The following is a 22,886-nucleotide window of genomic DNA, read 5'->3' as shown; positions in this document are numbered from 1 at the left end:
AAAACTAAATCAGGAGATTTTTGTGAGCAAACCAATTTTTGAGTTGGTTGATGAACTACCAACTAGTGGCTTGACTATTTCGATGTTAAATGCTTTAGATTTTGTTGCTCCTGGTGAGTGGCAAAATACAGTGGGCTTTGTCAATACTATTAAAACCGTCACTGGTGAAACCGACGAAGATTTAATTCAGCAAATTGGCGAACGGGCGATTTATCTTTACAATGATCGCTCCCAAGGATATCAAAAAGCTTTATGGCTTTATCAAACTGTTGATGGTACAGATAAAGCTTTAGGTGCAGCCGCTTTAGCTAACAAAGTTGGTGAAAAAATCCCACTTTTGGGTTTCTTAAACTCAATTACTCCCAAACCAGACAAAGCCCAAACTATCGATTTATCCCTGAAATTAGTAGCTGAATTAGTTGCCTTCTGCCAAATTAATGGCATCCCCGGTGATAGCATTGGCGATTTTGTCGCTTCTTTAGGAGAGTACAGTGGTGAGTCCCTAATTCGCATGGTGGCTTTAGTTTGTATTGATGGTTTGATACCCTTAGGGCCAGACTTTATCGATAAAGCTTTATCTGGATTGAACCAAACCAGTCCCCAGGAGTTGGATCAAAATTCCACTTTCCAAAGCATGAAGGATATGATTCCTGGTAACAATGCCGGTAGTAAGCTCAATTTTATTGGCGAAAGCTTTGAATCAGTTAAAGGTTGGATGAATGGTATTGTCTCTGCTAATAATTTAACCCCTCAAAAAGTTGTCGGTAATTTGCAAGGTTTTATGCAACTTGCTGATGACAAGTTAGATTATCTAGCAGCATTTTTAGATGTAGCCACCAATTACTACGAACATACAGGTACGCAGACTCTCGCACGTCGTTTAATTGAACGAGCTGTAGCAGAGATTTAAATCATAGGTAATAGCTCAAATCCAGTTTTTCTGGGCTATTACCTATTATTAGGGTTTTGTGCCTGAACCCTTCATCGGTAAGTTTAAATTTTCTGCGATCGCATATAGATATGGTTGAAAGATGGCCAAATTCTCCAGCTTGGCAAACTTACCTGTACCTGGAGCAAAAGATGTAGTTACGACATACAACTTTGCACCATCGTAGGTAACATGGCCAATATGCTGCTCTTCTACTCCACCCTCTGACTTAATTCCCACCAAACCATAGCGAATACCAGGGAGTTTACCTATTTTGACTTGTTGCGGTGGATAGGTGGAGAAAACAACTTTATTACCGTAAACGCCCTGACGGTTTTTGACAAAGCTAGTGTTGAAGTCTGCAACCCAAGCTTGGAGAACTTTGATTACTTTTGCTTGATATTCCTGATTTTGGTAGTCTGCTTGAGAACCTAAAGGAATACCAGATGCTGTTAAATGCTTTTGAAATTCTGGATTATTGTTGACTGGATAAACCACAATTTCTACTGTACCCAAACGTTCACCTTGCTCAGACACGCACAGCAAAGCAACATTGTCCTGACAAGGTTTAACTTCCCAACCATTGGGAGCAGTAGTTTTACTTAAAACTTTTTGCCAAATATTTTCTGCTTTAACACTGGTTTTTGTTGATGTAGTGCTTGGAGGTGTAACACTTGGGGTTGTTGTTGCTATTTTGTTGTCCGAAAATTGGGGTAAAATAAATTTAGCTCCAACGGGAAGAGAAATTAATAAAAAAGCACCTATAAGCAAATGATAAACACGCAACATTTTCTTCAAAACCTAAATAAGCAGTCTATATTCTTATAGTTGAAGACTGGAGACAAAAAATAATCCAGCAGAGTTGAGCCTTTGGCTTTATCTGCTGGAGACTCTGAAGTTAATTGTTTAGAAAAATTTCTAGTAGCGGCGATCGCTACGGTTGTTATTACCCCAATTACCACCACCACCACCACGAGGAGAACTTCTTTCTTCACGCGGTTTAGCTTTATTAACTTTTAGATCGCGCCCCATCCATTCAGCACCATCAAGGGCTTCAATGGCAGCATTTTCTTCAGTCTCTGTTTCCATTTCTACAAAGGCAAAACCACGAGGACGACCAGTTTCACGATCAGTTGGTAGCTGAACGCGGTTAACCTTCCCATATTCTGCGAAGGCACGCTTCAGGTCATCTTCTGTAACTTGATAGGACAAGTTACCTACGTAAATTGACATACAATGTCTCCGAATTAAACAAGTGTAGAGACTTAAATTCGGAGAGACGCTTTTTAGACATCAAAAGTAGTTACTCAACCGAAAATAATTCTTATATTGACAAGGATAGCACAGCGATTAAATATTGGCTCTGACGAAGTAGCCGATAGAAACCAAAAGTTTTGAGCAGTGCATGACCTGGAATTTATCCTAATTTGCAGCATTTGCTAACTGCTCTAATATTTTTGCTGCTTCTTGACACAAGATATTGTGATGCTGACTATTACTAGCGAGCAATCCACCCCATTGATTGATATCGCCAGTATTGTACTGTAGCGGATTACCATTGAAATGAGTAAACTGTCCGCCAGCTTCTGTCAAAATCAGTTCTGGTGCTGCCATATCCCAATCTTTGGGGGCAGACTTGCCAGAAAGGGAAATGTAAATGTCTGCTTGTTGTTCGAGAATGGTGGCTATTTTACAACCGACGCTACCGACGGCTTTTTGATGGCGTAAGGGCAAGTTTTGCAGTAGATAATCTAAGCGTTGATTGCGGTGAGAACGACTGACAACTAAAGTTAAATCTTCAATCGGCTTATTTTTATCACTAAATAGTAATTGTAGGGGAACAGCACCGTTGCGGGTTTCCACAAATGTTCCGCCTCCTTGGGTAGCATAGTACAGTTTCTCTTTTTCTGGCACTGCAACCACTGCTAAGACTGGTCTATGTGCTTTGACTAAAGCGATGTGAACTGCATAATCCCCAGTTTTGTCGATAAAATCACGCGTACCATCTAAAGGGTCAATAATCCATACCCAATCAGGTGTAGAGTCTGTATCTGTATTTATTTTGGATTTATAGGTTTCTTCGCTGATGTAAGCAAAATCTTCGTTACCCAAGGCCGCTTGTAGTTTTTGGAGAATGTATTGACTAACTGCGACATCAGCGACGGTGACAGGTTCATTTTGTTTATACTGCACGTCCAGATTAGGGTCTGTGGCAGTGCCGTGATAATAAGATTGTAATATATCTGCTGCACCCCAACCGATGGCACGAGCGATCGCTAGTATTTCTTGTAAGTCTTTCATTGTCTCCTCAAATCCATCCAGCGACGCGTACCAAAAAATTTACAAGCTTCACCTGCAACTTTAGCTGCTTGATCAAGGGCATCAGTAAAACTTGCTTGTACAATATAGTTGCAAAAAGCCCCGTGAAAAATATCTCCAGCCCCTAGTGTATCAACTGGTTGGATAGAAGGTACAGCTATGCTACCAAGTTTACCATGACTTGAGTAGGCAATTGGTTTTTCTCCGTGAGTAATGGCGATGTGGGGAATTCCCCAGGCGCGGAGATAGGCAAAAACTTCTGCTTCGGAGTGACAATTGGGAGGGTAAAAATTAGCTGAACAAACGGCGTAATTTACGAAGGGTAAGACTTGCTCAAATCCGCTTTTCCAACTACCACCATCAATAACTACAGGGATATGATGAGCCTTAGCCATTTTGGCGATCGCATATCCTACCTGCATCTGATGTCCATCAATCAGGACTATATCTATATTATGTAAGATATCTGCTGGAATCGAGCTACTACTGGCTGGAGTTTTGACAGCATTGATGGAAATTACCGCCCGTTCCCCAGTTGATTGGGTGACAATAATGGAAGATACAGGCGGTGCTGTATTGATCGTAGGGTCAAGATCAGCGATCGCTACACTATATATAGTTAAATCTCCCCGAATTAACTCTGTCATGGGATGCGAACCCAACACACCCAAAACTGTAGCTTGATTCCCTAGATAACTAAAAGTGACAGATGCGTTGGTAGCTGGGCCGCCTGCTGCTACAGTGTAGTCAGATGCAACTAACTTTTGATTATTTTGTGGGGCAGATTCAGCTAAGTAAATTAAATCTAAAGTGATTAAACCTACAAATAAGGCGTGATTAGTCATTAGTTATTCTCCCCAGTCCCCAATCCCTAGTCCCTAGTCCCCACAAGTTTTTGAATTTTGAATTTTGAATTTTAAATGCAAACCGATCCCAAACCAGGAACACTATATATAGTAGGCACACCCATTGGTAACTTAGAAGATATTACCTTGCGGGCGGTGCGGATTTTGCAGAACGTGGATTTGATTGCCGCAGAGGATACGCGCCACACGGGGAAATTACTACAACATTTACAGGTGAAAACACCCCAGACAAGTTACCATGAGCATAATAGTAGTAGTCGCATCCCAGAATTAATAGAGCATTTGCAGAGTGGAAAAGCGATCGCTTTAGTTAGTGATGCGGGTATGCCAGGAATTTCTGATCCGGGGTATGAATTGGTGAAGGCTTGTATTGAAGCAACGATTCCCGTAGTTCCCATTCCTGGTGCGAGTGCAGCGATTACAGCGTTGAGTGCGGCGGGACTACCCACAGATAAGTTTGTATTTGAGGGTTTTTTATCGGCGAAGAGTCAGCAACGGCGAGAACATTTAGAGACTTTACAGACAGAATCTCGCACTCTCATCTTCTATGAATCGCCCCACCGTTTACGTGATACTTTACAAGACTTAACCGAAATTTGGGGAAGCGATCGCCAAATTGTGATGGCGCGGGAGTTAACTAAATTGTATGAGGAATTTTGGCGCGGTAGTATTGGAGACGCGATCGCCCACTATCAACAAAAAGAACCCCAAGGTGAATATACTCTAGTATTAGCAGGGAATCCACCCAGCCAACCCTTACTCACAGAAGCACAACTCAAAGCCGAACTAGAACAATTAATGCGTCAAGGTATATCGCGATCGCAAGCTAGCCGACAATTAAATAAATATACTGCCCTTAACCGTCGTCAAGTTTATCAAATTGCTCTGGCGATTGATCTCAATCCTGAGTAATACCAACAGCTATCTACAAATATTTCTAGGCTAAACTTATAGGAGTAAGAGATTTGCTGCCATGTCTGTAGCCAAAGATTTAACAAACCCAGAATATGTTATCTTTCCTCCAGGGGATTTATACAGTGATGAGCCGCCTTTGGAAAGTTATCTACATTTACAGCAACTAATCCTGTTATTAAACACCTTAGAATGGTGGTGGCAAGACCGCAATGATTTTTTTGCTGCGGGTAATCTGACTATTTTTTATAGTCCGAGACAATTGAAATCCGAACACTTTCGCGGGCCGGATTTCTTCGTGGTGTTAGGAACAGAACGCAAACCACGTAAAAGTTGGGTTGTCTGGGAAGAAGAAGGTAAGTATCCCAACGTGATTGTAGAGCTACTATCAGATTCTACTTCGTCTACTGACAGAGGCTTAAAAAAACAAATCTATCAAGATATATTCCGCACACCGGAATACTTTTGGTTCGACCCCAATAATTTAGAATTTGCTGGGTTTATTTTAATGGGTGGTAAATATGAGCCAATCGCACCAAACCCCCAAGGTAGGCTATGGAGTCAGCAATTAGAGTTATATTTAGGGGTTGAACAGCAGAATTTACGCTTTTACACTGCTGATGGGGAAATCGTACTCACACCTCAAGAAGTTGCACGATTGGAGATGCAGCGTTTTGAACAAGAAAAACAACGCGCTGAACAAGAAAAACAACGCAGCGATCGCTTAGAGGCGAAGCTGCGAGAATTAGGTATAGATCCAAATACTATTTAATGCTCAAGGGATGCTTACTGTTCTTCGGGAAACACCCATTTCGGAGGTTCTGTCATTTTTCGCCTGAGACGTTCTTCCGCAATTTCTAGCATTCTGTCTAAAGAAGTCTCAGCGATAAATTTTGATGCAGCCTCTCTATACTCAATGTTTGGGCATTTCTCCCCTAAAACACAACCGTTAACGCAGGCTTGAGCGCAGTTAATTTTCTGCTCCACTGTCAATTCCTCTCTGATTTGAAAATAGGGATCGGGGACGAATCAATTCAAAATTCAACAACTTGTGGGGACTGGGGACTGGGGAGTAGTGAAAAGGGATTTTTATTTCCTTTGTTTGTTATTTCTACTTTCCAGGTAAATTTTACCCTGCTATTTGATCTCAAATTAGTCTAAATATTTACGATTTAAAAAAAAAGCAGGAAGCACAAAAGTCAATGCCCAATGCCTAATGCCCAATCCCTGCTACGCTAACCGTATATATGCAATCTCTTGCTCAAAAGGTCGCTCATGTCGGAACTGTTGGCTATCACTGGAACTATCGCCGCGATCGCTACTGCTGTTGTCCCCCAACAGGGTAGTGTAGGTATTGTGCGGGTGTCTGGTTTCCACGCTCTAGCCATTGCTCAAACTCTGTTTTATGCCCCTGGAAAGCAGGTTTGGGAAAGTCACCGCATTCTCTACGGTTATATCCGCCATCCCCAGACGCAACAGATGGTAGATGAAGCCTTGCTACTAATGATGAAAGCACCCCGTTCTTACACCCGTGAAGATGTAGTGGAATTTCATTGTCATGGCGGGATTATGGCAGTGCAGCAGGTATTGCAGCTGTGTTTAGAAAATGGTGCAAGGCTAGCACAACCAGGAGAATTCACCCTCCGCGCCTTTTTGAATGGACGATTAGATTTAACTCAAGCCGAAAGTATTGCTGATTTGGTGGGAGCTAAATCACCCCAAGCCGCTCAAACTGCTTTAGCTGGGTTACAGGGAAAATTAGCCCATCCCATCCGTCAGTTACGCGCTAATTGTTTGGATATTTTGGCAGAAATTGAAGCTCGGATTGATTTTGAAGAAGACCTACCCCCGTTGGATGATAAACAGATAATATCAGATATTGACAGTATTGCCGCAGAAATAACCAAATTGCTGGTAAGTAAAGAAAAAGGTGAACTGCTGCGTACAGGGTTGAAAGTGGCGATTGTTGGTCGTCCGAATGTGGGTAAATCCAGCTTGTTGAATGCTTGGAGTCAGAGCGATCGCGCCATTGTCACAGACTTACCCGGTACAACCCGCGACGTGGTGGAATCTCAGCTAGTCGTGGGGGGTATTCCGGTGCAGGTGCTAGATACAGCAGGCATTCGGGACACAGTAGACCAAGTAGAGAAGATAGGGGTAGAGCGATCGCGTCGTGCTGCCAACACAGCAGATTTAGTTTTGTTTACCATCGATGCGGCCACAGGTTGGACAGATGGCGATCGACAGATCTACGAACAAGTACAACACCGGCCGTTGATTCTCGTAATTAATAAAATTGACTTAGTAGAAAAGCAATTCATTAACGCTTTAGTATATCCCCAGCATATCCATCATATTGTCCACACAGCAGCATCCCAAAATCAAGGCATTGATTCCCTAGAGAGAGCAATTCTAGAGATAGTTCATACAGGGAAAGTACAAGCTGCTGATATGGATTTAGCCATTAATCAAAGACAAGCTGCTGCATTGACTCAAGCTAAAATTGCTTTAGCACAAGTACAGATGACAATAGCTCAACAGTTACCTTTAGACTTTTGGACAATTGATTTAAGAGGTGCAATTCAAGCACTAGGAGAAATAACAGGAGAAGATGTAACTGAATCTGTACTTAATAGGATTTTTAGTAGGTTTTGTATTGGTAAATAATATCACTAAAATCACTCTTGTTTGATTTTTATGAGCGTTGGTAATAGCCTAACGTAAGGCATAGCCTGCGCTTGCACTTAAATCCTGTCCTGTCACCTGTCCCCTTCCTAAACAAATAACTTAAAAAATCAAAACGGATTACTATATGTCTTTTATTGATGAAATTAATCATACCAACGCCTTAATTGTAGGAGCAAGCCAAGGGATTGGTTTAGGTTTTGTGAAAAAACTACTCCAAGATGACAGAGTTAGCAAAGTTTATGCAACCTATCGTCAAGCAGAATCAGCTTCTGAGTTAATAGAATTAACTAATAAATATTCGAGTCGTCTAACTTGTTTAGTATTAGATATTACTGATGAGTTACAAATTGCTGAAACTATAAAACAGATACGCACTCAAATAGATAAATTCCATTTAGTAATTAACTGCGTGGGATTGCTACATGAAGGTGATTTGCAACCCGAAAAAAGTTTAAGACAAATTAATGCCGATAATTTATTACGTTACTTCCAAGTTAACAGTGTTGGTGCTGTACTTTTGGCTAAACATCTTTTACCATTATTTCGCCATAATCAATTGGCTGTATTTGCTACTATATCAGCTAAATTAGCCAGCATAGGCGATAACCAACTTGGTGGATGGTATGGCTATCGAGCCTCTAAAACAGCACTCAATATGTTTATGAAAAATGTGGCGATTGAGTATAGTAGAAGTTGTCCTCAAACTATAGTCGTCACTTTACATCCCGGTACAACTGATACACAGCTTTCTCGTCCCTTCCAAAAAAATGTATCGGCGGAGAAATTATTCTCAGTTGAACGCACTGTTACCCAACTACTTGCTGTTATTGAACAACTACAAAAAAGCGATAGCGGACAATTTTTCTCATGGGATGGAAGTAGATTACCTTGGTAGGCTCTAAATTACTTAGAGTTTTTCAACATACAAGAAAAAGTGAATTGTCCAGTAAATTCATCAAAATGTGAGCTACATTGACCAAATTTATTCTTAAAACTTTGATTTGGTGACGCTTTTCCCAATTCAACGCGAATTTTAGCACTAGCATTATCAATGCTAATGTTAGTGCGATTATTTTCACTTTTATTGGTAGTTGCAATTTTAACGCCACCAATTATATTAGCCTCTGCTGCTGGAGTTAATTCAGTCAATAATTGCTCAATAGATGTAATTGGATGTGACATAATTATTTGTTTCACTTACATGATTTGGTAGCAAAATATCTTAATAATCTGAATATAAGCATTTTCTGTTATCAATTCATAAATCTCCAGAGAGAACCTCAATTCAGCCTTTTGATACTTGATGTGATTAGGGACGTAGCCCATCGCACTCTCTTTGTATATCCATGTACCAAAATAACCAGTATTCAATAAAAATCTACTAATGCGATAGTAATTATTGCTAGAAAAAAGACAAAATTGCAATATAAAAAAGCATGAATCTCTACAACTAATCCTGGCGATTATAAATCCCGTAGCACTTGCTACAAGTCGGGAAACCTGCCCAAAGTAGTGGCTTGGCTACACAGACAAAACCCACCTACATGGGTGTGAAAAACCTCATTTTTGGTTAGTCAGCGCACCATCCGGACTTAGCCTGTTTCGCCCAAAACTTTTCAAACATACTCTTAGCCAAAAGACATTTTCAAAAAGACCTTAGGTATTATTATCTCGCCACAAAAATATTAAACTATCCAATATACCTTTTCTCTATTCAAGTTAATTCAGCCTTTAGTTAAATAGGATTAATTAATTTACTAGGTTACTATTTTCAGCAATATGTTTGCTATATGTAAACCTCTCCAAATACAAAATATGCTTGAAGGTGAAATAGTAATCATAGCTCCACAAGAATTCAGCCTTAACTGCAAATCTAAGTAGCCGATATTTTTCATCTAAGCATTAATTTTATACCCTTTTAAATGTAGCAAATGTAAGTCTGCATAAAGGTTCAAATTATTGATGTAACTATCTAGACACTGATCATATATAGCTTAGATTATTTATTTGGGACTATCATGTTTACAACATCAAATCATCTGAATAGAGTTGTTAATATAGCTCTATTCACACTTTTATTAACGACTAATTTTATGGTAGGTAAAGTGAATGCAAAAAGAAAATTAGACATAAATTTGTTAGTATCTAGTAAATCAGTTGACAATACAACAGAAAAAATATCTAACAATAGTTTATTAAAAAAAATTCCAGGAGCTTTAAACTCTAATTTTATTACACAAAATTCATCTCAAGATCCAATTAGAGTTATTCCTAATCCTAATGATATAAATATTTTAGATCGAATCAAACCATTTCAGAATCCAGATTCTGATTATGATGAAAATGACAAGATAGAACCAAATACTCTTGATGATCAAGATATTAATACAAAATTGCCAAAAAACGATTTAGAATTATTAATATTAAATGCTCTTAGCAATAGTGTATTCAAATATCCTTGGATTATTGATCCTAGAGATGATTTTACATTTTATTCTTCTACATTTAATCCTCTTGAAAATAGTAAATATATTGATTTTTCAATTAAATTTTCATCAGAAGATGCCATATTTAACCGATTTACGTTTGCTGATTTTCCCCAAAAAGATCAATTCTATTGGGTCTTACCTGGTAATCGGGTTGTAGTAGAAACCAAAGGTTGGCAGAGTGGAGTTTTGTACCAAGGAGAATCAAGTAATACTGAAATTAGACAGACGATTAGATTGACGCAAAAACTTTGGGGTATGCAAACAGTTTTCTCTCTTCCCGAATCACTGCAAGAATTAACAGAGGGAATTGGTATTAATCAATTTTCTATTGAATCAATTGCTGCGGAGGTGAATAATCCTGTAGGTGTTCCAGCTGCTCCTATTATTATCAATAGTAGAAGTAATCAAAATAATTCTATAAGTTCTCTTGTCCCAAATATCTCTAGCTTTAATGCAGATAAAGACCCATTAATTTTACAAACATTTCCCACAAGCAATTTACAACCATTATTAGGAGAGGTAAGTCTTTCTCGTGGCTCTGTAATTCCTCAAGATACTTTAGAAAATGCAGGTTTTATTTGGGGTAATCCTTTAACTAGAGAAAGAAGTCAATTTCAGCCGCCAATCACATCTGCTCCAGGGATAAAATTTGGTAATAGAGAACAATTTGATAATTCCGATTTATATAATATTTTGCTTAATCCATCTATTACTGATAACCAACGCAATTTATATTACTTGAATTCTCTATATTGGGTTTCTTTAAGTGAGAGACAAAATAATAGAGGAATTAGAGAGAAAACTGAAAACAATGATTGGCATAGATTTTATTTTAGCTATTCTCAGAATCGTACTCTATTGGAGTATGATCCTTTAGAGGCTAAAGCAACTTATACTAATATTTCTACAAATCCAGGAATTTCTTTATCTTTGTCATTTGGTGAAAGAGAAATAGATGAATTACAAACTGCTAACTCTACATTAGGAATGCTCATGGGAGGAATTTTTGGGTTAATCGATTTTCCTCATTTAACGCAAAGTTTACAGGAAGCTCAAGAACGTTTCTCTCGACAAGAGAATTTTGCAAATCTAGACTCAAAAGCAACACCAGAGCAAAGAAGAGAAATTAACCAAAGACTAAATAGAAGCTTGTTTCTAGGTAATCGCACGAGTGGGTTAGAACAAGTTTCTGGAAAATTGACATTTCCCAGTACAATTACACCAAATAGTTCCAATATTTTACAAATTCGTACTGGTAATCATCGGCGATTAGTTCAGTTTCTAGATGGAAAGCGTACTTGGAGAGAAGGAGAGACTTTCATTTCTAAGGCTGAAGTTTCTAATAACAGTTTTGGTAGTTTAACGTCTGTAAATGCACCTATTCCCTCTCAAGGAACAAGCAATCGCTCATCAGCTCTACAGGTAACTTTAACTGATCCTAATGGTCAGCAGTTTTCCCAAAGCTTAAGTTCATCTGATATGACATCATTACCGATTGATCTCCGGTTGTTCGATATTGCTTTTGACCGCATTGAGTTAAGTCAAGATGGTCAAATTATGACTGATTTACAAGCTTTTAGTGGATATTTATATTTACCTACTATAGAAATTTTATTGACTGGTTCTTCTAGTAAATGGAATTATAGTGTTAATTCAGGTATGTGGTTTAACCTAAATGCAGATACTACCTTTAATGTAACCAATAACTTTGGGTTCTTAGAGCCAACAATGGGTATTTATGCTAATGGCGCATTGAATTATATCAATACCTCTGTAGAGGTTGATGTAGAGGGTAAAACTCAAGCTATTACTAATCATATTCCATCTTTGCAATTTTATTGGAATAGTGCGGCTAATTTCCAAAATCCTAATTACCTGAATTTGAGCTACTTTTTTTCTCGTCAAGATAGAAATTTGAATTATTCTTTATCTACAGGGGTTATATTGCTGAATGATGAATCTAGCTTCATACCTTCGGGATTCTTCCAGGGGAAATTGGTATTAAATACAGGGTTGGAATTTAGCACTTCTGTAGAAATAAGAGACCAGTTTTTTTACACATTAGAAGGCATTAAACAAATAAATCCACAGTGGTCTTCGGGAGTTTATCTACAGAATTTTGTAAGTCTTGAGCGAGGCATACGAAATAGAGTTAATGATTTTTCTTATGGCCTGATAATTCAGCATAATACTCCAAGTAGTAGTATGTTTTGGAAGTCTCGTATTGGGATGAGTGGAGATATCTTTGAAGCCCGTTTTGAAGGAGATTTTAGGTTTTAAAGCCTGAAAAAAGTTATATTGTTATCTGCCTTGAATATAGAAGCCTGGTTTCTTGCTAAAAGAAACCAGGCTTCTCCACTTTATCAATGATTTAGGATTGCTATAGAAAGGGTATTATTCTAACCCATCATTACCAACAGCAGCCCTAACAAGAGCCGTAAATTCATCCAATGTAAGATTGCCAAATCTTAGTCTTTCAACTACAGCACCTCGGATAGAGCCTCCACCTGCATCATATGGGAGAACTCCTAGTCCACCTGTATGAAGTGTTAGGCTTGGATATGCCACATGAGTAATCGGATCTATATATGAGGTTGCTGTAACTGTTAACATACCAGTACCATTAATTCCTCTAAAATAAGTTCCTGTAGGAGCAACTGCTTCAGCCGCAATTGTAGACAAATAAGCACTAGGGGTAACATATATTGCTACACCTGCAAAAGCTCCAGCATCTCCAGAGCCGAAATCGGCGATAGGGTCTTCTATTAAGACTTGTGCTGATGCTGGAGCAGATCCCAAAGTTAAGCAGCCAATTAAACCTGTCAGAGATAGACCAATTTGTAACCAGTTACCAGCAGAAAGGGAAGGTAAATTCATGTTCAGAAATCCTTTGTGTTGATGAATTAAAATTGTTGCTGAGATGTTGTCTATGTAGCTTATATAAACTGGATTTATAACTTAATATGCAGGTTTTTTGTAGTAAAGTTTAGGGACAATTATTCCTAGTAGGCAAGGGGTTAGGGGGTTAGATTTCGCGTTAATTTTTCCACATAAAGTGAAAAGTCAGAGTTTACTTAAGTCGGGAGACAAGCCCACACAAAATGTCTCCCTATCTGTATTTCAAAAATACTCAATTTGACCATATCTATTAATGACACTATCACAGTTTTTAAGGTTGTGATTTTGATTTTGTATTCTCATTTAATAAATTACAACATATATTTTTAAAAAGAAAGATTTTGCCGTTAAATTATTAAAATAAAACCGACATAAAAATATGATATTTGTCTTATGGTAAATAGACAAATATCATATTTTTACAGGTAATTTATGCCTCATCATAAGCGATCAGCTACGTTGGGGTGCAACCCAGCAGACTAATCCCAAGGGGGATCAGCAGGCTTTAACATAGACAATCACTACTAATAAGGGTATTAAATCAGGGCAATGCCAAATGAAAAACTGTCTAGCAGACAACGATCGCACCAAAGGACAAAATTTCGCTTGGGGATGTTTGTGCTACTGGTGATCATTAGTGCGATCGCTATTTTCCTTTTTTATCCACGTCCACAACCAATAGTCAGACAAGAAAGCAATTACGCTATCCACAAACGTCAAAGCTTTAATCAAACTCAGTTTTATCCTCTCAATCAAACTATCAACCCTGATTTATATCAACCTGTAGCTAAGTGGGTAGGCAGGTTAATCTTACCCGCATCACAACAAATCCAACCGGGAGAGGATTGGGTATGGATAGAAATACAACACGCACCCCCCGAAGCGCAGTCCTTAATGGGTAAAATCATCCGCTTAGAATGGCAAGACAAACCCCAGTTAAAGTCTTACTTCCAGGCTGTACAGCGAGATGTGAATTTTACTAAAAGCACCAAAAACAGCGAAACTATGGGTAATATCCATCCGGCGCGTCTGGATGGTCGTCTTCAGGTGGGGGCTTTGCAATCACTGGCTGGTGCAAGACCTAATGACGATGTAATTGTCTCTTTAGATGATGCGGAAGTAGTGACAGCAAATGGTCAACCCCGTCTGCAAATTGCCGATGAACCTGTACTAGTAACGGGTAGGTTCTATGGCTTAGTCAAAATATTAAATCCAGAACCAACTAGCCCACAATATCCTGCGTCCTCAGTTTGTCCGGGGAGTTCGCCTTGTGCTAGTGATTTCTTCCGTGTGCGCCATTACAATCGAGTTTCTCGCCAATTTGATGGCGTGGAAGAAATTATTCGGATTCCCCAACAGGTATTTGATACACGTAATCTACCACCATCCACCCCTAGACAAATCGAAACCTCCCCAGTAGGAATAGCCGGTTGGTACATATATGGTGCGAAAGACCCCCAAGGAATATTTATTGTTCAGGGATTAGTCCCGCGATCGCTCCTCCGACTCCAGCCCAGTAAAATAGTATTAGGGCAAGAAGCAGGACTAATCTACACCAAGGATCAAAATTGGCAGATTACACCCCCAGAACAAGGGAAAATCACCAAGGTTTTGCTTGATCCCAACGCCAACTCATCACCCAAAGCCTTATTAGACTGGCGAGAAGGAGATAAAGCCATCGTCTTACACAACTTCGGCGGGATTGGCGGTAAAAAAGCCGAAGGATTCCCAGTTTTTACAGTCACCGGACACTTTGCCTTTGGCATGGCGCAGGTAGTGAGTGAACCCATCACCCAAGAATTACAGTTTGCCATTGAATATGCCCAGATTTACGCTAACAATGCCGATGGGATCATTGCAGGTAAACATTCCTGGGCTGATTATATGGGGAACTTACAATGGGGATGGGCAGCAACACGCCCCATTTCTGACATACTAATTAAGTTTGCACCTGTTACCCAAGACTATAATTTCGCGGGGATCAAACTCTCCCCCGCTACAGAATTTCTCCAACAGTTGCAAATCATGATGGCGCGTTATCGCACAGGTGATGGTACAGGTAGCGCGACAGTTTCCCCGGCGACTTCTTGTGTCCAAGATGCCAGTCAAGCCCTATATATTGCAATTAGAGTCATCACTGGGCAACTTAAATCTAACCCAGTAATTCAGCAATGGCTAGACAATCATCCTGATGATCCCCAGACATTACGCTTTCAGCAGTTAGTCAGTCTGGGTAAAGCTTTGGAACGGCAATTAACACCTTTGGGGATCGTTCGTGCCGACTGGCGAAGTAGTGCAGACTATTTAATGGGGACTAGTGATGGGAAACAAGCAGAACGCGATCGCAGTATTTGGGCGGCGTTAACAAGTTGGCGGACTATGCTACCCAGACAAGCACATGACGAACTCGCCAACCTATTCTTAAGACATGGTGCGAAACTGTGGTTTCTCAGAACCAATCAAATTGGTGGAGTGAATCCCGATATAGCCCCCCTAGCACCTACAATGGGATTAGGGTATCTGAAAATTCCGGGAACAAACATTGCACCCATCACCATTTTTCTCAATCGACTACTAGCATCTGTCGTTATACCCCGAACCCAAGATTGGCTAGTGATGGGAGTAACCCTCTTAATTTATGCAGCGATCGCTTTACCTTTGGGTTTAAAGTCAGGCTTTTTACGCTGGAGTTTCACTCCGACTCAGAAAAAAGAGAAAATGGCGATCGTATTACAAGCAGCTATTACACCAGCCATCACCGAAGAATTGGTATTTCGGGTTTTACCCCTTCCCCATCCCATAGAAGTCATCAACTGGTATAAATGGGCATTGTGGGCAACATTCATACTCTTGCTGTTTCTTCTTTACCATCCCCTCAACGCCAAAACTTTTTTCCCGGCTGGACTTCCCACATTCTTTCACCCCATTTTTCTCACCTTAGCCGGACTCTTAGGACTATGCTGCACAGTCGCCTATGCACTCACAGGCTGTTTTTGGGTAATCGTCCTCATCCACTGGATTGTAGTAGCAGTGTGGCTATTAGGATTCGGAGGACTAATAAAATCTCCGCGCCCCTCCGCGTGAACCTCCGCGCCCCTCTGCGTTTAAAAATACTATTCTTGCGATCGCCTGTTATTTTTCCCATAAAAGAGGGTAATTTACTTTTGAGAGAAAAGCAACTTACCTCAGATATTAATCAATCACTTTTTTTCCTAAGTTAGTTTATGCTTATCAAAGGTTAAGGGGGAACTTATTAAATAATATTCAGGTCAGCTTATGTAGCGTAGATGACAATTTATTTGATACTCAATAGCCTACAATCAATTGTCCGTAAAGCTTAAACCCCACTAAACATTACTAAAACTTCAGCAAAGTAGCATTTCTACTTATAAAAGTACATTTCCATACACTGTATAGTTTCCCAACCGGAGATTTTCCCTAGACATATGAAATTGCTATTAGCAATATCAGAAGTCGATAAGTTAAAGAAATACCACTTTTATATTTTCTTTGTTATTTTGTATTTAACGGGACAGTTCTCACCCATTCAGTAAGTTTAAATATCAATTAGTTACCCGTTTACCGACCAACTTCCTAAAAATTAACCTACATTTGTGCTTATCTTAATTTATCTGCACGGAACATAATTCGTGAGAACAGATTGTATGGTAAGCTGCACAATTGATAAGTAATTTATTCTCACCAAAAGGCTGAGTTTATGAGTGTAATCAAGACAAAAAATCAACATATTGTTCTATCTGCTTTCATTAAACATGAAGGTATCTCCCCAAAAGCAGATATTTCCCCAAAATTTGATTTGTTAGAACCTTTGCGTCAAAGGCTTGACGCACTAGAAATACACAATCGTAAATTAGCTTACTTTCTCGCCAAATATATTCCTGCTCAGTGTCCTTTTGAGCGTGACGTGATGTTATTTGGTCGTAAAATAGCCCACATTCCTCCAATGTGTAAGCTGAATCCCCTATACGATCAGTTAGTTGGTTTGCGTTTTCGTGCTTTGTGTTATTTAGTAGATAAATGTGGAGAGGATATACAGTCCTACTGCTAATCTAAAAATCGAGAAAGTGTGATATGGAAATCAAAATTGAGCATCAACCAAGTCAAGAAAAACTACACCAATTGGGTGTATTCAAATGGGGAGTTTGGCAAAAAGAAATATCCCGATTTCCTTGGACTTATGATACTCAAGAAACTTGTTATTTTTTAGAAGGTGATGTAATTGTTACGCCTGATGGCGGTGAACCAGTGCAGATGGGTAAAGGAGATTTAGTAACCTTCCCGGCGGGAATGTCTTGTACATGGGAAATTAAAAGCGACGTAAAAAAGCATTATTTATTTGATTAGCTAAAAGTGAACCATCAGGGTTATTTCCCTTGTAATCTAAACTTCTCAACTTTGCAAAAAAAGTAACCATCTCATCAAGTAGTGAGAAATTGTATGGAGTTTCGCAGCGCGTGTTGCTAAAGTTGCAGAATCGATAAATTGTTGTATCCCTATATTTGAAAACTCGTAGCGACTCCATACCCACAAAAGTATTCATCAAATTAAATAGTTCTATCTGTTTCTGCGTTTTAAAGCCTGTTCTACTGTTCCACCCTTCCGAAACCGAGATAGAAGTACGGCTGCTTCAGCCCGCGTCACGGCTTTTTGGGGTGCATATATGCGAGTTGTTATACCATAAACACGCGTAAAGTTTCTGCCACTAGCCGCATTACCTAAATCTAAAGCAATGTGAGAAAGATACCTTTCGCTAATTTCCTCAACATCAGTAAACCCTTTAGTTTTACCGATGAAGTTACGCAGCGTAGCGGGTGAACGATTATCTCTACCAGTAGAATCTAGAGTTGTTTTGAGCGCAATCATCTGCTCTCGTGTCAAAAGATCATCAGGTCTAAAGTTACCATCATCAAAACCAGCCAGAAAACCTGCATTGTAAACAGCTTGAATAAAAGTGAAGTGGGGATCAGAGGAAGCAACATCAGGAAAAGCTGAACTGGTGTTCTCAGGTATAGTAATTGGCTCTTTGTGTAGCTGGTTATAAGTCTTGACTAGCCAAGCAACAAATTGACCACGAGTAATTGGTGCTTGTGGTTTAAACTGACCTGATGTACTTTCTAATACTCCTAGTGCTGCTAGTTGTCTAATTTCTGTCTCGCCGGAAACACCAGCAATATCAGTAAAAGTGGTTGAGGACTTTAATTGACTAATTGTACTTTCACTAGTTAAGAGTAGTCTAGGGGGCTGTGCAGCAGATGAATGACTGATACCCAAACAAACTAAAGCCACAGTAGTTAGACTGACAGCATTTACAACAAATTGAATCTTAGAATACATGATCACTTTACCTTTACTTGTAGATGTTAAAAGTATAAAAACTATTTAGGTAACTCATCTTGAGTAATGTTTAAATGAGCAGAAATATTTTTTAGACTCAAAAGTAAATATGTGTGAGTAGAAAAGAATATGCTGAAAATTGTCTCAGCAAGAAATTTATTTGTTAGTGAATAGCTAAAGTCCTAACTACGAAATGGATTTCGATAGTTTTACATTAGTTAACATAGCTTGATTTATTTCCATGTCTAAATTTTCAACTATATTTTTTTTGCCAAGTTTTGCCAATTTGGTTTAAAATAGAGTAAATGTAGTTCAAAAAATCATCATCATAGTCATTGGCTAAGAGATGCTAGCTACCTTGTTGATGCTGCTGATATATACAGTAGTTAAGAGTTAGTAGCACAGTTACAGTTTTGGTGAAAAGCTAGCCAAAAATAAAACCAGTATAATTCATCACTACTATTTAGCCATCTACCTCAACAGAGTTGAGGAAATTCTACCAAAAATAGAAGCATGGGCTATACCCAGATTTTGCTAACAGCAGCCAGGAATTATTTTAAAATCTGTGCTACTGAGAGTTCTTTATAGGTATAAGTTTCCATCAAATTTTAGATTTGATGATGTATCTAATGGGAATTAATTCCCAAATAGGATGATATTGTTCTCTTTTCGGCAAAACTTTGGCATTTTGTTCAAAAGTTGCATTTATTTTTCCGGTCAATCAGTGATGCAGATTGTCTGAGGTTAGTTATATCCAAACTGACCCCATATGAGAAGCTTCATCAGTGTTATGACCTAATTATGCTTGATTAAGTAAGCCAAAATTTGTTTTTGCTGCATTTTGAGAAGCAAATGCACAGTTTCAACGTTTCTAATTTAACTTGTTCACGTCTCACACACTCTAAGTTTATTAAAGATCATGAATGACTTTGAATTTATCTCTACTATCTGCATCATAGCTGTAGCGTACCTTTCTAGTGTTTACTTGTGGCTTTCAGTCTCTCAGCACCTAAATGAGTGAATTGACTGTTGTACAATGCACTATGAATATGATTAGGTCTCTAATAATTAGAAACCTAATCGTATCATGGCAAATACTTGAGAGATTTGCCTAGTATTGATTTGTGTAATACTTGAAAGAAATGCTGATTTATTTACCCAAAAATCTGACAATTGGAGAGCTACAAATTGGTTTATTCGGTCTAGTATTAGGATGTTTTATATTTCTAGTCGGACGTTTATTCATAGGACAGATTAAGTCATTTTGGGAGAACTTATCTAATTTACAACTTAGTGATCCTTATCAAAAGTTAATTAAGCCAAATGAGGGTTTAATAACTGTTGTGATTATAATTGGCATTATTGAGACTTTTACAGCTATATTACCCAAAAATCAGGGTACTAGTTCCTTTGAAATTATCAATAGCTTAATCTTCGCGATCGCTACCAGTTGGTTAGCAGCACAAGTATTTAAAAATTTCTTTGATTTATACTTATTAAATGCTGCCTTTAAGAGCGGACAAAAAGTCAGTAGCGAGTCACTAATTCTTTTCAAGTGGTTAGCTAATCTGGTAATTGTATTTGTAGCCATTTTTGTCTACGCGCAAACACATCAAATTAATATTTTAGGGTTACTAGCCAGTTTAGGTATTGGTGGTTTAGCAGTAGCCTTCGCCGCTCAAAAAACATTAGAACAAGTTTTAGGTGGAATTGTTCTCTATCTTGACAGACCTTTTGTGATTGATGATTATATTGGTTTACCTGATGGAACTTTTGGTAGAGTTGAGTCAATTGGCTTAAGGTCTACCCGCATTAGAACCTCTGGTAAAGGCACATTAGTCATAGTTCCCAACAGTTCCCTGACACAAGTGAATATTGAAAACTTCACTGGTGCTAAGAAAGTGATGTCTATTCTTTATTTAAAATTCTTTCGCGTGGTTAGTAGTCAAGAGAGAGCTTTAATTCGTCAGGTAATCCTCGAAAGTACCAGTGATATTTTCGGGATAGACTCTCGCAATACAGACATTACTTTTAAAAATATTAATCATTTGCCAGATGCAGAGATCACACAAGCACAAGTTGCTTTCTTCATTTTAGGTTCTGGTGATGTCTCAATGGAATTGCGTCGTCAACTTCTAGATTTGGCTACTCAAAGCATCACTCAATATTTAAAAGAATATGGTATTGCTTTTGAGATAGAAGAACCAACGATTTATGTGGATTCACCAATTACTATTTAGAAATGATGACAGCACTTTCTAACCTGATTCTCAAGTTTCTGCAACGGGACACTACAATATATGCTCTGACTAAGTTTGGTATATTTCTCTTTTTTATTCTCTTATCATGGTTAGTAGGACGCTATACCCCTAGCTTCGTGCGAATTATTATTCAGCGTTTTGCTCCGCAGCAAGTTGCTAGTATTTACAACAACTTAATTGAACCAATTAGAAACTCATTTAAAATTGCAGGTACATTAATTCTTATTTCCTTATCCTTATCATGGATTGAAGAATATACATCAGTTTATAGATTTTTGTCACCAATTGTAGATTTAGCTGTTATTGTTAGTCTGGCGTGGCTAGCATCGAGCTTATTCCGTCAATTTATTCGTGTGTATGGCATCGAATTAGTACGGAAGTTTGGGAGAGAAGTAGACGAATTACTTTTGGTATTTGAAACTTTAGCAAACGTCATTATTGGATTTATTGCTGTATTGGCATTTGCCCAAAGCCAACAGTTTAATTTAATCGGGTTATTAACTGGCTTAGGAATTGGTGGTTTAGCCGTGGCTTTTGCGGCTCAGAAAACCCTTGAGCAATTGCTAGGAACAATAGTGTTGTATTTAGATAGACCCTTCGTTCCTGGGGAGTATATCCGGTTGCAAAGATCGCCACAAATTCCTGAAGGTTTGTTTGGTAGAGTGGAATCAATTGGTATACGTTCCACTAAAATTCGTACAGCCGCCAAAAGTACCTTATTTATTATTCCAAATTCTATCTTGGCGAATTTAGAAATAGAAAATATTACTCGCGGAAAGAAAATCATGGTTTTACTTTACCTTGATTTTTTACATTTCCTTGCAGAGAAAGAACAAGCCTTAGTTCAGCAAGTAATTGTTGAGAGTACCAATTCCTTGTTTGGGATTGATCCAGGAAGTACCAGTATTACTTTCTTAAATCACCATTCAGCCAAAGAAATTACTCGTACCAGAGTGACATTTTTTATTTTGGGTTCTAGTGATAACTCATTGCAATTGCGTAAGCGTCTTTTAGAATTAGCTAATGAAAAAATCTCTAAAAAGTTAATCAATCATGGAATTGAGTTCACTATGCAAGAACCAAATATTTATGTAGAGTCACCCGTGACTATTTGAGTCATAGAAAAATAGAGAAATATAACTTAGATTAAAGATAAAAAGGAGGGGTTTTGTATCCCTAAAATACCTTTAACTGAAACGTATTGGCTGATTAACAAAATTTTTATGAGGATATTTAGCAAAAATGTTACTACACTTAAGCACTTGGCAAGAAGTTGAAACCTATTTGCAAACATCCAGAGGGATTATTTTTCCCATTGGTTCAACAGAACAACATGGCCCTACGGGTTTAATTGGGACTGATGCGATTTGTGCAGAAGCGATCGCGCGTGGAGTGGGTGAAGTGACACAGGCGATCGTTGCCCCTACAATCAATGTAGGGATGGCATTACATCACACAGCTTTTCCTGGTTCTATTAGTTTGCGTCCCAGCACTTTAATTCAAGTAGTGCGCGACTATGTAACTAGTTTAGTTAAAGCAGGTTTTACTAAGTTCTACTTCATTAACGGACATGGTGGTAACATCGCCACCCTGAAAGCTGCATTTTCTGAAACTTACGCCCATCTGGAAGATTTACAGATGAAGAATGCACAAGAGGTGCAATGTCAGGTTGCGAATTGGTTTATGTGCAGTTCTGTCTACAAACTAGCAAAAGAATTATATGGGGATGAAGAAGGTTCTCACGCTACCCCTAGTGAAGTAGCTGTCACCCAATACGTTTATCCAGAAGCGATTAAACAAGCATACTTATCACCAGAAGTTGCATCTGGACATAAAATTTATAGTGCCACAGATTTTAGATTGCGTTACCCAGATGGACGCATGGGTTCTAACCCTGCTTTAGCCACACCAGAACATGGTGAACAGTTTTATGATTTAGCCGTCAAAGAACTCAGCCAAGGATATTTAGAATTTTTAGGGACAGGGGATAATAGGTGATAGGTGACAGGGGACAGGGGACAGCTAAATATTTTCTTCTCTGTGTCTCTGTGGTGAAAAAATCAGTTTTTTAACATCAAAATATCTAGACATAGAGAAATATCTATTCACCACTTAAAGCTGTTGATTAGTCCATTTCGGTAGATTCAGCAAGCAAACCATAGTTTGTTAA

The 22,886-nt window shown here is 38.7% G+C and carries 20 protein-coding genes; 12 read left to right on the top strand and 8 right to left on the bottom strand.

The features are described from left to right. Positions 1 to 22: 22 nt before the first annotated feature. A complete protein-coding gene (locus tag VB693_RS02370) occupies positions 23 to 910 on the top strand; it encodes a hypothetical protein (protein ID WP_323264896.1) in 888 nt (295 codons plus the stop codon). Positions 911 to 958: 48 nt separating this feature from the next. Here the strand turns inward: VB693_RS02370 and VB693_RS02365 are convergent, their stop codons facing one another. The 4 genes from VB693_RS02365 to VB693_RS02350 form a co-directional block, all read right to left on the bottom strand. Next, positions 959 to 1,717, bottom strand: coding sequence for a hypothetical protein (locus VB693_RS02365; RefSeq protein WP_323264895.1), 759 nt, complete (start codon positions 1,715 to 1,717; stop codon positions 959 to 961). A gap of 129 nt (positions 1,718 to 1,846) precedes the next feature. After that, positions 1,847 to 2,161 (bottom strand): RNA-binding protein, encoded by a 315-nt coding sequence (locus tag VB693_RS02360; protein ID WP_323264894.1) that lies wholly within the window; start codon positions 2,159 to 2,161, stop codon positions 1,847 to 1,849. Between the two features lie 189 nt (positions 2,162 to 2,350). Then, the gene (locus VB693_RS02355) at positions 2,351 to 3,229 is read right to left on the bottom strand and encodes a 3'(2'),5'-bisphosphate nucleotidase CysQ (RefSeq protein ID WP_323264893.1); all 879 of its coding nucleotides are present in this window, start codon (positions 3,227 to 3,229) and stop codon (positions 2,351 to 2,353) included. Beyond that, positions 3,226 to 4,092, bottom strand: coding sequence for a sugar kinase (locus tag VB693_RS02350; RefSeq protein WP_323264892.1), 867 nt, complete (start codon positions 4,090 to 4,092; stop codon positions 3,226 to 3,228). The genes VB693_RS02355 and VB693_RS02350 overlap by 4 nt, the downstream gene beginning before the upstream one ends. Before the next feature lie 75 nt (positions 4,093 to 4,167). Here VB693_RS02350 and rsmI point away from each other — a divergent pair, with 75 nt between their 5' ends. Together rsmI and VB693_RS02340 are read left to right on the top strand one after the other, a co-directional pair. After that, on the top strand, positions 4,168 to 5,025 hold the full coding sequence (rsmI, locus tag VB693_RS02345; RefSeq protein ID WP_323264891.1) for a 16S rRNA (cytidine(1402)-2'-O)-methyltransferase: 858 nt from the start codon (positions 4,168 to 4,170) through the stop codon (positions 5,023 to 5,025). 61 nt (positions 5,026 to 5,086) lie between these two features. Beyond that, on the top strand, positions 5,087 to 5,797 hold the full coding sequence (locus tag VB693_RS02340) for a Uma2 family endonuclease (protein WP_323264890.1): 711 nt from the start codon (positions 5,087 to 5,089) through the stop codon (positions 5,795 to 5,797). A gap of 14 nt (positions 5,798 to 5,811) precedes the next feature. Here VB693_RS02340 and VB693_RS02335 read toward each other — a convergent pair whose 3' ends face one another. After that, positions 5,812 to 6,012, bottom strand: coding sequence for a hypothetical protein (locus VB693_RS02335; RefSeq protein WP_323264889.1), 201 nt, complete (start codon positions 6,010 to 6,012; stop codon positions 5,812 to 5,814). A gap of 288 nt (positions 6,013 to 6,300) precedes the next feature. Here VB693_RS02335 and mnmE point away from each other — a divergent pair, with 288 nt between their 5' ends. Then, on the top strand, positions 6,301 to 7,692 hold the full coding sequence (gene mnmE / locus VB693_RS02330) for a tRNA uridine-5-carboxymethylaminomethyl(34) synthesis GTPase MnmE (RefSeq protein ID WP_323264888.1): 1,392 nt from the start codon (positions 6,301 to 6,303) through the stop codon (positions 7,690 to 7,692). A gap of 145 nt (positions 7,693 to 7,837) precedes the next feature. Next, complete coding sequence (locus tag VB693_RS02325; protein ID WP_323264887.1) at positions 7,838 to 8,608, top strand: SDR family NAD(P)-dependent oxidoreductase; 771 nt, start codon at positions 7,838 to 7,840, stop codon at positions 8,606 to 8,608. Between the two features lie 8 nt (positions 8,609 to 8,616). On the opposite strand, the gene VB693_RS02320 is transcribed toward VB693_RS02325, so the two are convergent. Further along, the gene (locus tag VB693_RS02320; protein WP_323264886.1) at positions 8,617 to 8,895 is read right to left on the bottom strand and encodes a hypothetical protein; all 279 of its coding nucleotides are present in this window, start codon (positions 8,893 to 8,895) and stop codon (positions 8,617 to 8,619) included. 836 nt (positions 8,896 to 9,731) lie between these two features. On the opposite strand from VB693_RS02320, the gene VB693_RS02315 reads away from it, so the two are divergent. Then, positions 9,732 to 12,482, top strand: a complete 2,751-nt coding sequence (locus VB693_RS02315; RefSeq protein ID WP_323264885.1) for a hypothetical protein — start codon at positions 9,732 to 9,734, stop codon at positions 12,480 to 12,482. A 114-nt stretch (positions 12,483 to 12,596) separates the two neighbouring features. Here the strand turns inward: VB693_RS02315 and VB693_RS02310 are convergent, their stop codons facing one another. Next, entirely contained in the window at positions 12,597 to 13,079 is a 483-nt protein-coding gene (locus tag VB693_RS02310) for a hypothetical protein (RefSeq protein WP_323264884.1), read from the bottom strand. A gap of 570 nt (positions 13,080 to 13,649) precedes the next feature. Between VB693_RS02310 and VB693_RS02305 the strand changes: the two genes are divergently transcribed. From VB693_RS02305 to VB693_RS02295, 3 genes are all read left to right on the top strand, one after another. After that, complete coding sequence (locus VB693_RS02305) at positions 13,650 to 16,184, top strand: type II CAAX prenyl endopeptidase Rce1 family protein (protein ID WP_323264883.1); 2,535 nt, start codon at positions 13,650 to 13,652, stop codon at positions 16,182 to 16,184. Between the two features lie 634 nt (positions 16,185 to 16,818). Further along, the gene (locus tag VB693_RS02300) at positions 16,819 to 17,169 is read left to right on the top strand and encodes a Mo-dependent nitrogenase C-terminal domain-containing protein (RefSeq protein WP_190700497.1); all 351 of its coding nucleotides are present in this window, start codon (positions 16,819 to 16,821) and stop codon (positions 17,167 to 17,169) included. Positions 17,170 to 17,192: 23 nt separating this feature from the next. Further along, the gene (locus VB693_RS02295; RefSeq protein WP_323264882.1) at positions 17,193 to 17,465 is read left to right on the top strand and encodes a cupin domain-containing protein; all 273 of its coding nucleotides are present in this window, start codon (positions 17,193 to 17,195) and stop codon (positions 17,463 to 17,465) included. A 210-nt stretch (positions 17,466 to 17,675) separates the two neighbouring features. On the opposite strand, the gene VB693_RS02290 is transcribed toward VB693_RS02295, so the two are convergent. Beyond that, positions 17,676 to 18,455, bottom strand: a complete 780-nt coding sequence (locus tag VB693_RS02290) for an S-layer homology domain-containing protein (RefSeq protein WP_323264881.1) — start codon at positions 18,453 to 18,455, stop codon at positions 17,676 to 17,678. A 1,142-nt stretch (positions 18,456 to 19,597) separates the two neighbouring features. On the opposite strand from VB693_RS02290, the gene VB693_RS02285 reads away from it, so the two are divergent. The 3 genes from VB693_RS02285 to VB693_RS02275 all read left to right on the top strand — a co-directional run bounded on the left by VB693_RS02285 (position 19,598) and on the right by VB693_RS02275 (position 22,714). Beyond that, positions 19,598 to 20,695 carry a mechanosensitive ion channel family protein gene (locus VB693_RS02285; RefSeq protein ID WP_323264880.1) on the top strand — a complete coding sequence of 366 codons (1,098 nt, stop codon included), beginning with the start codon at positions 19,598 to 19,600 and terminating at the stop codon, positions 20,693 to 20,695. Positions 20,696 to 20,700: 5 nt separating this feature from the next. After that, complete coding sequence (locus tag VB693_RS02280) at positions 20,701 to 21,831, top strand: mechanosensitive ion channel family protein (RefSeq protein WP_323264981.1); 1,131 nt, start codon at positions 20,701 to 20,703, stop codon at positions 21,829 to 21,831. A gap of 127 nt (positions 21,832 to 21,958) precedes the next feature. Next, positions 21,959 to 22,714: a creatininase family protein gene (locus tag VB693_RS02275; RefSeq protein WP_323264879.1), complete on the top strand. Its 756-nt coding sequence runs from the start codon at positions 21,959 to 21,961 to the stop codon at positions 22,712 to 22,714. Positions 22,715 to 22,886: the final 172 nt, after the last annotated feature.

This window comes from Anabaena sp. UHCC 0399, assembly GCF_034931465.1.
Taxonomy (GTDB): domain Bacteria; phylum Cyanobacteriota; class Cyanobacteriia; order Cyanobacteriales; family Nostocaceae; genus Trichormus; species Trichormus minutissimus.
Note: the sequence above shows the minus strand (reverse complement) of the source record. Positions and strands in the feature narration are given on the sequence as shown.